We start from the raw sequence: 12,947 nt of genomic DNA on the forward strand, positions 1-12,947 counted from the left end.
GACCCCAGCTAAGATTAAAGGAGCTGATATGTGCGATTGCACAGATCATAAGGACGAGATCCCTGCCTACGACGCGCAGGCCATTGAGTCCAGGTGGATGAAGGCCTGGGAGGACTCCAACCTCTTTGCCGTCGACACCGACGACAGTAAGCCCAAGAAGTATGTGCTCGAGATGTTCCCGTATCCGTCGGGCGACCTGCACATGGGCCACGCGCGCAACTACACTATCGGCGATGCCATGGCCCGTCAGGCCCGCATGCGCGGCTACGACGTGCTGCACCCCATCGGCTTTGACGCCTTTGGCCTGCCTGCCGAGAACGCCGCCATCAAGCACAACACGCAGGCTGCCGCCTGGACGTATAAGAACATGGACCAGGCGCTCGCCACGATGAAGCGCATGGGCTTCTCCTACGATCTGGATCGTATGGTTAAGACCTGCAGTCCTGACTACTACCGTTGGGGTCAGTGGATCTTTGAGAAGATGTGGGAAAAGGGCCTGGTCTACCGCAAGAAGAACCCGGTCAACTGGTGCCCCACCTGCAAGACCGTTCTGGCCAACGAGCAGGTTACCGAGGGCAAGTGCTGGCGCTGCGGCACCGAGCCCGAGAAGCGCGACCTTGAGCAGTGGTACTACAAGATTACCGAGTACTCTCAGGAGCTGCTCGACGACTTGGAGAAGCTCCCCGGCTGGCCCGAGCGCGTCAAGCAGATGCAGGCCAACTGGATCGGTCGCTCCGAGGGCGCTGAGGTCGACTTTACCCTGTGCGACCAGGATGGTGAGCCCATCGAGGGCGATGAGGGCAAGATTACCGTCTTTACCACGCGTGCCGATACCCTTTTTGGCGTCTCCTTCTTTGTCCTGGCTCCCGAGTACGCAGGCCTGCACGAGCTCGTCGAGGGCACGGAGTACGAGGAGGCCGTCACCAAGATCGTCGAGGACTCCAAGCATATTTCTGCCGTCGAGCGTGCCCAGGGCACCCTCGAGAAGCACGGTGCCTTCACGGGCCGCTATGTGGTAAACCCCGTCAACGGCGAGAAGGTCCCCGTTTGGGTTGCCGATTATGTCGTTGCCGACTACGGTACCGGTGCCGTCATGGCCGTTCCCTGTGGCGACCAGCGCGACTTTGAGTTTGCCCGTAAGTACGACCTGCCGATCGTGCCGATCATCCTGGACGATGACGATCGCGCTGCCATCGAGGCCAGCGGCGAGACCATCGATACCTTCCATGCCGAGACCGTCGACTGGGATTGCGCCCACGCTGCCGAGGGCACGCTCGTCCAGTCCGGCAAGTACACCGGCATGCGCGGCGGTAAGCACTCCGAGGGCGAGGCTGCGATCGTGGCTGACCTCGAGGTCATGGGCTGCGGTCGTCGCAAGGTCGAGTTCCGTCTGCGCGACTGGCTCATCAGCCGCCAGCGCTATTGGGGCAACCCCATCCCGGCCATCCACTGCGAGCACTGCGGCATCGTTCCCGTGCCCGAGGACCAGTTGCCGGTGACGCTGCCCGAGAACCTTGACCTGGGCGCCGGCGAGACCCTCGCCGAGTGCAAGGAGTTCTACGAGACCACCTGCCCGGTCTGCGGCCGTCCGGCCAAGCGCGAGACCGATACCATGGACACCTTCACCTGCTCCAGCTGGTATTACCTGCGCTATACCGATCCGCACAACACCGAGCTGCCTTTCTCCCGCGAGGCTGCCGACCGTTGGATGCCCGTCGATAACTACATTGGCGGCATCGAGCACGCCATTCTGCACCTGCTCTACAGCCGTTTCTTTACCAAGGCGCTGCGCGACCTGGGCCTGCTGAGTGTGGACGAGCCCTTCACCAACCTGCTGTGCCAGGGCATGGTCAAGGACGAGAACGGCGACACCATGTCCAAGTCCAAGGGCAATGTCGTGCCCCCGAGCTCGGTCATCGAGCCCTACGGCGCCGACACCATGCGTCTGGCGATCCTGTTTATCGCTCCGCCCGAGAAGGACTTCGACTGGGATCCCAAGGCCGTTGAGGGCGCCAACCGCTTCATCAAGCGCGCCTGGCGTATCGTTTGGCAGCTCGTCCAGTCCGGTGACGCCAACTTGGCCTTCGACAAGTCCGCGCTCGACGAGGTTGCGATGAAGCTCTATCGCGAGCGTCACCGCACCATCGCCAAGTGCACCGAGGACTTCGACCGCGGCCAGTTCAACACCGCCATCTCGGCCGTCATGGAGCTCGTCAACGCGGCGAGCGCCTACCTCAACGCCACCGAGGGTACCGCCCGCGACAAGGCTTTGTGCTACGGCGTGGCCAAGGATATCGTGAGCGTCCTTGCCCCCATCTGCCCGTTCTGGGCCGACGAGCTGTGGCACGAGGCGCTCGGCTGCGAGGGCAACGCCTACACCGCCGCTTGGCCCGAGTTCGACCTGGCCGAGTCCGTTGAGGACACGGTGCAGATCGTGGTCCAGGTGCTCGGCAAGGTCCGCGGCCGCGTCGACGTGGCCCGCGATGCCTCCAACGAGGAAATGCAGGCTGCCGCCGAGGCCGCTGTCGCCAAGTGGACCGAGGGCAAGACTGTCGTCAAGGCCATCTGCGTGCCCGGCAAGCTGGTCAACCTGGTGGTCAAGTAAGTGCTGCGCACTTAACTGACGCATAAAAGACGAGGGACGGTCCGGTTGGGTCGTCCCTCGTTTTGCATGTACCTGCCTAGGTACCTTCGGTCAATTGTCTTCTTCTTGTGGAGAAGCTGTGCGCACGCTGACCTGCAGATTCGTACTGTGCTTGCACGTTTCCGCAGCTATTGGTATAGTTTGCTTGCAAATGAAGTTGTAATTGAAAGAAGTGGGGTTTCGGCCCCGCTTCTTTTTTGTATGGATGGAGGTGCCGCAATGGTCAAGACCAAGACCGAGCAGGCGATCATCGACGCGCTCGAGGCCGTCGCTCCCCAGCACGATATCGACATCGTCGACGTCGAGCTCGTGGGTGCCACCAAGGCCCCCTGCGTGCGCGTGCGTATCGAGGGTGCCGAGGGTCAGAGCCTGTCGCTCAACGACGTCACGGCCAACACCAAGTGGGTCGGCGATGTGATTGAGGAGCTCGACCCCATCTCTTCGAGTTATACGCTCGAGGTGTCGAGCCCTGGCATGGCGCGCCCGCTACGCCGCCCGTGCGACTTTGCCCGCTTTGTGGGCGAGAACTGCGAGCTCACCTCCTCCGCTACCGAGGGCCGTCGCAAGTACGCCGGCAAGATTGCCGCCGCCACCGAGACGAACGTGACCCTCGAGCTCGAGGACTGCGAGTCCGTCACCCTCGATTTCTCTGATGTTAAAAAGTGCAAGTTGAAGCCCACCTACGACTTCAAGCCCGCGAAGGAAGGAAAGTAAGATGGCAGCATCCGACATGATGTCCGCCCTGATGGAGCTTTGCCAGGAGAAGCACATCGACCAGCTCTACCTGATCGACCGCCTGGAGCAGTCGCTCGCCAAGAGCTATGCCGAGATCCTGCATCTTGAGTGGGGCGCCAAGGTGACCATCGACCGCACCACCGGCAAGATCTACGTCTACCGCCTGGAGCCGATCGACGATTCCATGGACGAGGAGGGCAACTTCACCGAGTTCGAGGAGATCGACGTCACCCCCAAGAACACGAGCCGCATCGCTGCCCAGCACGCCAAGGCCGAGATCAACGCCATCGTGCGTAACTCCGCCCGCGAGCAGATCTACGAGGAGTTCTCCGGCCGCATCGGTGACCTCATCAGCGGTACCGTGCTGCAGTCCACGCCCGACTTCACGATCGTCAAGATTCGCGAGGGCGTCGAGGCCGAGCTGCCGCACTTCGACCAGCGCCGTTACGAGAACGAGCGCAACGAGCGTCCGATGGGCGAGCGCTACCTGCACAACCAGCACATCAAGGCCGTGATCATCGACGTTCGCGACCCCAACTCCAACCTGCAGCCGGTTCGTGGCGAGCACAGCCGTCCGCCGATTGTCATCTCCCGTACCCACCCCGAGCTCATGCGTCGTCTGTTTGAGCAGGAGGTGCCCGAGATCTATGAGGGCACCGTCCAGATCAAGTCGATCGCCCGCGAGCCCGGCCAGCGCTCCAAGGTCGCCGTCCACTCGCTCGACGACCGTCTGGATCCCGTGGGCGCCTGCGTCGGCCCCAAGGGCAGCCGTGTTCGCGCTGTCGTGGGCGAGCTCCGTGGCGAGCGCGTCGACGTCATCCTGTGGGATGCCGATCCTGCCGTCTACGTCGCCAACGCCCTGTCGCCCGCTAAGGTCACCCGCGTCCTCATCGACGAGGAGAAGGCCTACGCCGGCGTCATCGTGCCCGACGACCAGTTGTCCCTCGCCATCGGCAAGGAGGGCCAGAACGCCCGCCTCGCCGCGCGCCTGACCGGCTGGCACATCGACATCAAGTCCGAGACGCTTGCCGCCGACATCCTCAAGAACGTTCCTGTTCACGAGGAGCCCGCTGCCGACCTGATCGGTGACGAGGAGGACGAGGACGTCCGCCGCTGCGAGTACGTGTCCGAGGACGGCATCCAGTGCCGCAACCAGGCTCGTCCCGGCTCCCGTTTCTGCGGTGTCCACGACACCGACGCCTTCGATGATGCGGAGGACCTGATCTAGCGCGCGATCGCGCCGGGCGGGTCCCGGCGCGTCTCCCACGCTCGTTCAGTCTCTAGGCACCCAAGGTGCCAGAAAGGGTAGGTGAAGTCATATGGCAAAAGTCCGTGTGTCCACCCTGGCCAAAGAGTTCGGCATGACCTCCAAGGAACTGATGGGTCATCTCGCCGATATGAAGATTCCCGCTAAGTCCGCTTCCTCCACCTTGGAGGACGCCTATGTCGCTATGGTCCGCAAGCAGCTCGCCTCGGTGATCGAGGCCCGCGCCCAGGAAGTCGAGGCCGCCAAGCAGGCCGAGGAGCAGGCAGCTGCCGCCGAGGAGGCCGCACGCGCTGCCGAGGCCGAGCGCGAGCGCATCGCCGCCGAGAAGGCACGCGAGGAGGAGCGCCGCCAGTTTGCCGCAGCCCAGGCTGCCGAGGAGGCCGCCCGCGCCGAGGCCGAGGCCAAGAAGAAGGCCGAGCAGGAGCGCCTTGCCCGCGAGAAGGAGGAGGCTGCCCGCGAGGCCCAGCGCCGCGCCGTTCCCGCTTCCGACTCCGGTTCGCGCTTCCGTTCGCTGCTCGACCAGATCGCCGCACAGGAGACCGTGCTCAAGGAGAAGAAGGACGCCGAGGACAAGGCCAAGGCCGAGCGCGCCGCAGAGCGCGGTAACCGTCGTGGCGGCAACAACGATCGCCGCGGTGGCCGTCGTAACGATCGCAATGCTTCCGACAACAACTCCGAGCGCAACGCCTCCGAGAGCCGTCCGCACAGCCATCGTACCAACGCCAGCAACAACGTCGCTGCCGGCATGGACTTCCCCAACCCCGATAAGCAGGGCAAGGGCAAGAAGCGTAAGGGCAGTCACAACAACGAAGAGGATCACTACAGCCGCATGGCTCGCGAGGCCGAGGAGTACAGCCGCGAGAAGGTGCTCGAGGAGGCTCGTGCCGCCGTTGAGGAGGCCTCTCGCGAGTCCACCGGTCGCCGCAAGAAGCGCAAGGAGAAGCGCGAGCGCGAGGCTGCCAAGGCTCAGGAGGAGCGCAAGATAGAGGAGGCGCTGGCCCAGGGCGTGAACCCCGAGGACCTCGACGCCATCAAGGTCTCCCAGGGCGTTACCGTCCAGGAGCTTGCCGAGGCGCTCGACGTTCCGGCCAACGACATCATCAAGCGCCTGTTCCTGCTGGGTACGCCGCTCACCATGACGCAGTCCATGTCCGACGACCTCGTCGAGCTCGTCGCCGACGACCTGGGCCGTCAGATCAAGATCATCACCCCCGAGGAGGAGAACACCTTCTCGTTCTACGACGATCCCGCCGACCTTAAGCCGCGCGCCCCGGTCGTCACCGTCATGGGCCACGTCGACCACGGTAAGACGTCGCTGCTCGACGCCATCCGTCACACCGGCGTTGCCGCCGGCGAGGCGGGCGGCATTACGCAGGCCATCGGCGCTTCGCAGGTTATGATCAACGACCGCAAGATCACCTTTATCGATACCCCGGGTCACGCCACCTTTACGGCTATGCGTGCCCGTGGCGCCAAGGTTACCGACATCGTCATTCTGATCGTGGCCGCCGACGACGGCGTCATGCCCCAGACCATCGAGTCGATCAACCACGCCAAGGCCGCCGGCGTTCCCATCGTCGTCGCCGTCAACAAGATCGATAAGCCGGGTGCCAACCCCGACCGTGTGCGCCAGGAGCTCACCGAGTACGGCATCATCCCCGAGGAGTGGGGCGGACAGAACATGTTCGTCAACATCTCGGCCAAGCAGAAGATCGGTATCGACGACCTGCTCGAGACCGTGCTGCTCCAGGCCGACGTGCTCGAGCTCAAGGCCAACCCTGACACCTTCGCTTCGGGCAACGTCCTCGAGGCTAAGCTCGACAAGGGCCGCGGCTCGGTTGCCACCGTGCTCGTGACCCGCGGTACCCTGCACGTGGGCGACACGCTGGTCGCCGGCCTCACCTATGGCCGCGTCCGTGCCATGCTCGATCCCAAGGGTAACGCCGTCACCGAGGCCGGTCCCTCCGACGCCGTCGAGATCTTGGGCCTGCAGTCCGTCCCCAACGCTGGCGATGAGTTCCGCGTGTTCGAGGACGAGCGTGAGGCTCGCGCCCTGGCCGACGAGCGTTCGCTCAAGGCTCGTATCGAGGAGCAGAGCCGCGTGAAGCACGTGACGCTCGAGAACCTCTTCGAGACCATCGCCGACGCCGAGGTCAAGGAGCTCAACCTGATCATCAAGGCCGACGTCCAGGGCTCCATCGAGGCCCTTCAGGACTCCCTCGACAAGATGGATCAATCCGAGGTGCGCATCAACACGATCCACTCCGCCGTTGGTGCCATCAACGAGACCGACGTGGTCCTGGCCGACGCCTCCAACGCCATCATCATCGGCTTTGGCGTTCGTCCCGACGGCAAGGCCCGCTCCGCCGCCGAGCGCGAGGGCGTTGAGATCCGTTGCTACGACGTCATCTACAAGTGCCTCGAGGACCTCGACGCTGCCCGTATCGGCATGCTCAAGCCCACCGAGGTTGAGGTCTCCACGGGCACTGCGACCGTTCTGGACACCTTCAAGGTGCCCAAAGTCGGCATCGCCGCCGGTGTCCGCGTCGAAGAGGGCGAGATCGCCGCGACCGATTCCGTACGCCTGGTGCGCGACGGCATCGTGGTCTTCAACGGTAAAATCGCCTCGATGCGCCACTACAAGGACGAGGCCAAGAGCCTCAAGAGCGGCTCCGAGGGCGGTATTGGCCTGGAGAACTTCCAGGACATCAAGCCTGGCGACACCATTGAGGGCTACCGCATTGACCAGGTTGCCCGTACCGAGTAGGGGGTAGCGCTATGAAGCAAACGCAGGCAACCCGCCGTCTGGGCGAGCAGCTTCGCGAGAAGCTCGGTTATATCCTGCTCTTTGAGGTTTCCGATCCGCGTCTCGACCTGGTCACCCTGACCGCGGTCGAGGTCGCGGTGGACCGCTCGTTCGCGCGCGTGTACGTGTCGTGCGACGCGAGCCGCTACGACGAGGTCATGGAGGCGCTCGCAAGCGCCAAGGGCCGTATTCGTAGCCTGTTGGCTCGCTCGCTCGATTGGCGTGTCACGCCCGAGCTCGATTTTCGCATCGATCGCTCGACCGATGAGGCCGAGCGCATCACGCGTGCGCTGGAAAACGTTCCCGCCACGCTTGCGATCGAAAAGGACGAGGACGGCTATCCGATAGCGGATGCCGCCCAGGAGGCAGCTTTAGATGACTAATTCCGCCGACCTCGCCTCGTGCGAGTCTGCAGATATTCAGCGACGCATCCTCGAGCTCATCGAGGGTGCGTCCTCCATTGCGATTTCGGGACATACTTCTCCCGATGGCGATGCCTTGGGCTCCGTATTGGGTCTGGGCCTTTCGCTCATGAAGTTTTTCCCCAACAAGGACATTGCGCTGCTGCTGGCAGACGATGACCCGGTTCCGCGTATCTACCGCTTTATGGAAGGCTCCGATCGCCTGGTGCCGGCATCTGCGTACGCCGGCAATCCTGACCTGTTCATCTCGGTGGACGTACCGGTCGTCGAGCGCCTCAATAATTCCGCCGAGGTGCTTCGTCGCTCCAAGCATGTGGTGTGCTTCGATCATCATCCGGCGCGCGAGGAGTTTGCCGAGCTGAGCCTGAGGCGCGTCGATGCCGCGGCCTGCGCCATGATCATCGACCGCTTCTTGGACAATTGCGGCATTGTCGCACGTGATAGCGTTGCGACCTGCCTGCTGTGTGGCTTGGTTACCGATACCGGCCGTTTTCAGTACCAAAACGCCGATGCTGCCGCGTTCCATGCAGCCTCGCGCCTGGTGGCGCACGGTGCCGATCCGGCGCGCGTTGCGCTCGAGGTCTACCAGAGCATGCGCGTTGAGTTTTTGCACCTCAAGTCCATTGTCATGGGTCGTATCAAGACGGTCGCGCATGGGCGCGTGGCGTATAGCTATGCCTACCAGAGCGACCTTGAGGCCTGCGGCGTCACCTCGGACGAGTGCGACGGCCTGGTCGATGTGGTGCGTTCGGTGATGGGCGTCGAGGTCTGCATGTTCTTAAAGGGCATTGAGGGCGATACCAAGGTGCGTGGCAACCTGCGCTCCAAGGGCGACCTCGATGTGTCCGAGATTGCTGCCAACTTTGGCGGTGGCGGGCATCATGCCGCCGCCGGCTTTTCCAACAACGGAACAATTCGCGAGACGCTCGCCGTGGCACTTCCCATGCTGGCCGAGCTGGTGGGGGAGGATCCCGCTTCGGTGACCGTCGAGCTTTAACTTTTTGGATGGTACATGGCTCGTCGTACGCCTTCTCAACTGAATATGCTGCTCGCCGTCGATAAGCCGGTGGGCTGCACGTCCCACGATGTGGTCTCGCAATGCCGACGCGCCCTCCATGAGCGGCGCGTCGGCCATGCCGGCACGCTCGACCCCATGGCATCCGGCGTCATGGTGGTGGGCGTGGGCCAGGCTACTCGTCTGCTGGGCATGCTAACCCTCGATACCAAAAGCTATGTCGCCGACATCTCGTTTGGCGCCGAGACCAATACCGATGATGCGGAGGGCGAGGCGGTCCGCACGGTGGCTGTTGCCAACGAGCTCCGCGATCCTGCCTATGCCCGTGAGCACTTGGCCGCTATGCTGGGCCCGCAGATGCAGGTGCCGCCGGCGTTTTCTGCTATCTCGGTCAATGGCGTTCGCGCCTACAAGTCTGCTCGCGAGGGCAATGCGGTGGACCTACCTCCGCGCCCCGTCGAGGTATATGCCGCCGACCTGATCGCCGTGGGCGGCGAAGGTGATACGTGTGTGTGGACCGTGGCGTTCTCGGTGAGCAAGGGCACCTATATCCGTGCGCTCGCTCGCGACCTGGGCCGCGCTTGCGATAGCGCCGCGCATATTTCCGCGCTGCGCCGCACGGCTTCCGGTGTTGTTTCCATTGGCGCTTGTCATGCGGTCGAGGAGCTTTCTCCCGAGTCCGCGGCTGGCTTTGCCCTGGATCCCATTGCGGCCCTGGGCGCCACACGTGTTGACTTGCCGGGCAATCTTGCCGACGACCTGCTCTGCGGCCGACGCATTCCCGTTGAGCGTGCGCTTGCCGATTTCGATTCCTTGAAGGCGCCGTTTGCGTTGGTGCTCGATGGGGGACTCAAGGCGCTCGCCCGCATTGAGGGCGGCCGCTTTGTCATGGAGCACGTGTTTCCGCAGGCAATCGGCGGTGTTCGATGATGTTGTCCGCTCGCGAGCTCGCGCGTATCTTTTTCGCGGGCGAGTCGGACGAGGCTCGCATCGTTGCTGCCGATACGTTTGATGAGTGTGAGCACTTGGGTGCCGCTTCAATCGCCATTGGCGTGTTCGACGGCGTTCACCGTGGACACCAGGAACTCATCGAAGCGCTTGTCCGTGATGCCCGTGCCCATGGCTGTAAGGCGGTCGTGGTTACCTTCGATCCCGACCCGGACGTTGTGGTGAGCCCTTCGCCCGCTCAAAAATTGATGACGACGGCCGACCGTCTGCATGCCTTGGCTCAAACCGGGGTCGATGCGGTGGTGGCCGTTCCCTTTACGCCTGAGGTTGCGGCACTCGACCATGTCGGTTTTCTCGCACTGCTGTCACGCGTAGTCGACATTCGCTCGATTCGCGTTGGAAGTGACTTTAGGCTGGGTCGTGGCGGTGCTTCTGGTGTTGCCGAGATGCGCGCCTGGGGTTCCGAGCACGGCGTTGACGTGTATGGTCACGACCTGCTTTGCGAGGGCGGTGAGGCCATTTGCGCCACCCGCATTCGTCATGAGCTGGGACAGGGCCATGTGGAGCTTGCTGCTGGGTTACTCGGCCGTCCGTATATGGTGCGTGGCGGTGTTATTCGCGGCCGTCACGAGGGTTCTGGCATGGGCTTTCCCACGGCAAACTTGCAGGTTCCCGACGGCATTCAGGTGCCAGCCGATGGCGTGTATGAGGGTCTGGTGCTGGTCGATGACACCGTGTGGCCCGCTGCTGTGAACGTCGGCCTGCCGCCAACGTATGCTGACGATGCGGCATCTGCGCATCTCGAGGCTAATTTAATTGGTTATACGGGCGACCTGTACGGCGCTTCCGTTTCGCTGGCGTTTACGCGCTGGCTGCGTCCCTCGCGTGTGTTCGATTCGCTGGATGAGTTGATCGCGACCGTCGAGGGTAATATCGAGGATATTCGTCACAACTTGGGCGATCAGGGGGTGAGCATCCGTGATTAGCGATGAGGAAAAAGACCAGGTACGCGCTGCGTCTGACCTGGTTGCCATCGTGCAGGAAACGGTCGAGCTCAAGCCTCGCGGCCATGAGTTTTGGGGATGCTGCCCCTTCCATGGCGAGAAGACGCCGTCCTTCCACATTATCCCCGCCACGCAGGTGTGGCATTGCTTTGGTTGCGGCGAGGGTGGCGACGTTTTCACGTATATCATGAAGCGCGAGAACCTGAGCTTTCCCGAGTCAATCCGTTACTTGGCCGATCGCGCGGGTATTGAGCTGCATGACACCGGAGATCGCCGCGAGCGCGGCACCAAGCGTGCCCGCATCTACGATCTGTGCGCCGAGACCGCCCAGTTCTACCACACCATGCTCATGCGCGGTAAGGACGGCCGTCCGCGCGAGTACTTTGCCAGCCGCGGCATGGGCGGCGACGTCTGCCGCCGCTACTGCCTGGGCTTTGCACCGGGCCGTAACGCGCTGGTGTCGCACCTGTCCCAGGCGGGTTTTACCCCGCAGGAGATGATCGACGCCAACGTTGCCGTGAGTCGCGGGCGCGGGCAGCTTGCCGACCGCTTTTACGACCGCGTGATGTTCCCCATCTTTGACGAGCAGGGTCACAACATTGCCTTTGGCGGTCGCATTATGGGCGACGGCCAGCCTAAGTATCTCAACACCGCCGAGACGAGCGTGTTTCATAAAAAGCGAAACCTCTACGGCTTTAATTGGGCCAAGGAGTTTATCGTCGCGCAGGATACCGCCATCGTGGTAGAGGGCTATACCGATTGCATCGCCTGCTGGGAGGCGGGGATTAAAAACGTTGTCGCCACGCTGGGCACCGCCCTCACGGAGCATCACGTCAAGACGCTCACTCGCTTTGCCAAGCGCATCGTGTATATGTTCGACGGCGATGCAGCGGGCCAGAAGGCCGCCCGTCGCGCGATTCAGTTTATCGAGCAGGATTCCATGGACCTGCGCTGCGTGGTACTGCCCGACGGCAACGACCCTATGGAGTTTATTACGGCGCACGGCGGCCAGGAGCTGCAGGCGCGCATCGACGCGGCCGAGCCGCTTATGGACTTTGTCTACCGTTCGCTGCAGGAGTCGAGTGACATCACCACGCCGGGCGGTCGCGCTAAGGCGCTGGAAGATGCGCTGACGCTTATCTATCCGTTGCGCAACAGCTATATGATCGACACGTACTTTATCCAGATTGCCGATCTGCTGGGTTTGGATCTGGAGACGGTGCGCGCGAGCTCGGGTCGTGTGTTTCGCGATGTCGCCAAGCGCGAGGATGCGGAACGACGTCGTGAGCAGAACTATGAGCGCCAGCGGGCACAGACTGAGCGGTCCGGTAGCGCGGGCGGTCGGGCGTCGGGTTCTCGCGATGCCGGTCGCGGTGCTTGGGCATCGGGCGCGACGCCGCCGGTGTCCGCGCCGGTCGAAGAAGAGCCGTACGACTACGTCCCGCTCGATGCCTACGGCGCCGCGCCCGTGGAGGTCGTCGACGACCTGCCGCCGATCGATGTGCCTGATGGTATGGGCGCTGTGCCTGTGGCTGACGGTTCGGGCGCACCGGCTGCGGCGGCGCCGATGGTTCTTACCGATCTTGAACGCAAGTCCTTGGCAGGGGAGCGCGAGCTGTTGACGATGCTCACGAGCTACCCCGACCTGTTCCGCACGTATGCCGACCGCATCTGCTCCATCGAGTGGGTTGACCCGCGTCACGAGTCCATTGCATGGGCCGTTCTGGCAACGCCGCCGGGAACCGATCCTGCAGCCTGCATGGATGCGGCGCGCTCAGTGTGTTCCGATGCGGCAACGCTTGTGAGTGCCGGGCGCATCTCCGCGACGAGCAAGCACCCCACCGAGACGAACATCGTGTTTATGCTTGATACGCTTGAGCTCTACACCATCAAGCGTCGCATGCGTGCCGCACAGGCCAAGCTGCGCCAGGACCGTTCACTCGATGATGAGGCCCGTCGCGCGCTGACCGTTCAGGCCGCGCAGGATTCGCAGCGTCAACGCGAGCTGCAAAAGTCGATCGGCGGCGTGGCGGACCCGTTCCGTTTGATCGGCCTGGAGGCCGCAGGCACCGAACAGGCCTAGATGTTGTGGTCAACCAGCGTATT

The 12,947-nt window shown here is 63.1% G+C and carries 9 protein-coding genes; all 9 read left to right on the forward strand.

Going from position 1 to position 12,947, the window contains the following annotated elements; all coding sequences use genetic code 11:
* Nucleotides 1-28 precede the first annotated feature (28 nt).
* The 9 genes from leuS to dnaG all read left to right on the forward strand — a co-directional run bounded on the left by leuS (nucleotide 29) and on the right by dnaG (nucleotide 12,924).
* Nucleotides 29-2,605: a leucine--tRNA ligase gene (gene leuS, locus GPK42_RS03225; RefSeq protein ID WP_215693485.1), complete on the forward strand. Its 2,577-nt coding sequence runs from the start codon at nucleotides 29-31 to the stop codon at nucleotides 2,603-2,605.
* Nucleotides 2,606-2,863: 258 nt separating this feature from the next.
* On the forward strand, nucleotides 2,864-3,358 hold the full coding sequence (locus GPK42_RS03230) for a ribosome maturation factor RimP (protein ID WP_215693487.1): 495 nt from the start codon (nucleotides 2,864-2,866) through the stop codon (nucleotides 3,356-3,358).
* Between the two features lies 1 nt (nucleotide 3,359).
* Nucleotides 3,360-4,607 carry a transcription termination factor NusA gene (nusA, locus tag GPK42_RS03235; RefSeq protein ID WP_006234042.1) on the forward strand — a complete coding sequence of 416 codons (1,248 nt, stop codon included), beginning with the start codon at nucleotides 3,360-3,362 and terminating at the stop codon, nucleotides 4,605-4,607.
* Between the two features lie 91 nt (nucleotides 4,608-4,698).
* Complete coding sequence (gene infB / locus GPK42_RS03240; RefSeq protein WP_215693489.1) at nucleotides 4,699-7,413, forward strand: translation initiation factor IF-2; 2,715 nt, start codon at nucleotides 4,699-4,701, stop codon at nucleotides 7,411-7,413.
* Between the two features lie 11 nt (nucleotides 7,414-7,424).
* On the forward strand, nucleotides 7,425-7,835 hold the full coding sequence (gene rbfA / locus GPK42_RS03245) for a 30S ribosome-binding factor RbfA (RefSeq protein WP_006234038.1): 411 nt from the start codon (nucleotides 7,425-7,427) through the stop codon (nucleotides 7,833-7,835).
* Nucleotides 7,828-8,871 (forward strand): DHH family phosphoesterase, encoded by a 1,044-nt coding sequence (locus GPK42_RS03250; RefSeq protein WP_215693491.1) that lies wholly within the window; start codon nucleotides 7,828-7,830, stop codon nucleotides 8,869-8,871. Before rbfA ends, GPK42_RS03250 begins: the two co-directional genes overlap by 8 nt.
* Nucleotides 8,872-8,886: 15 nt before the next feature.
* Entirely contained in the window at nucleotides 8,887-9,819 is a 933-nt protein-coding gene (gene truB, locus GPK42_RS03255; RefSeq protein ID WP_215693493.1) for a tRNA pseudouridine(55) synthase TruB, read from the forward strand.
* Complete coding sequence (gene ribF, locus GPK42_RS03260; protein ID WP_252200061.1) at nucleotides 9,816-10,823, forward strand: riboflavin biosynthesis protein RibF; 1,008 nt, start codon at nucleotides 9,816-9,818, stop codon at nucleotides 10,821-10,823. Before truB ends, ribF begins: the two co-directional genes overlap by 4 nt.
* Nucleotides 10,816-12,924, forward strand: coding sequence for a DNA primase (dnaG, locus tag GPK42_RS03265; RefSeq protein WP_215693494.1), 2,109 nt, complete (start codon nucleotides 10,816-10,818; stop codon nucleotides 12,922-12,924). The genes ribF and dnaG overlap by 8 nt, the downstream gene beginning before the upstream one ends.
* Nucleotides 12,925-12,947 lie beyond the last annotated feature (23 nt).

It is taken from the genome of Collinsella aerofaciens (assembly GCF_018785265.1).
Lineage (GTDB): Bacteria > Actinomycetota > Coriobacteriia > Coriobacteriales > Coriobacteriaceae > Collinsella > Collinsella aerofaciens_AI.

What these genes read in the sequence shown, in the direction of transcription:
- leuS (WP_215693485.1), top strand. Translation starts at nt 29, where the DNA reads ATGTGCGATTGCACAGATCATAAGGACGAGATCCCTGCCTACGACGCG.
- GPK42_RS03230 (WP_215693487.1), top strand. Translation starts at nt 2,864, where the DNA reads ATGGTCAAGACCAAGACCGAGCAGGCGATCATCGACGCGCTCGAGGCC.
- nusA (WP_006234042.1), top strand. Translation starts at nt 3,360, where the DNA reads ATGGCAGCATCCGACATGATGTCCGCCCTGATGGAGCTTTGCCAGGAG.
- infB (WP_215693489.1), top strand. Translation starts at nt 4,699, where the DNA reads ATGGCAAAAGTCCGTGTGTCCACCCTGGCCAAAGAGTTCGGCATGACC.
- rbfA (WP_006234038.1), top strand. Translation starts at nt 7,425, where the DNA reads ATGAAGCAAACGCAGGCAACCCGCCGTCTGGGCGAGCAGCTTCGCGAG.
- GPK42_RS03250 (WP_215693491.1), top strand. Translation starts at nt 7,828, where the DNA reads ATGACTAATTCCGCCGACCTCGCCTCGTGCGAGTCTGCAGATATTCAG.
- truB (WP_215693493.1), top strand. Translation starts at nt 8,887, where the DNA reads ATGGCTCGTCGTACGCCTTCTCAACTGAATATGCTGCTCGCCGTCGAT.
- ribF (WP_252200061.1), top strand. Translation starts at nt 9,816, where the DNA reads ATGATGTTGTCCGCTCGCGAGCTCGCGCGTATCTTTTTCGCGGGCGAG.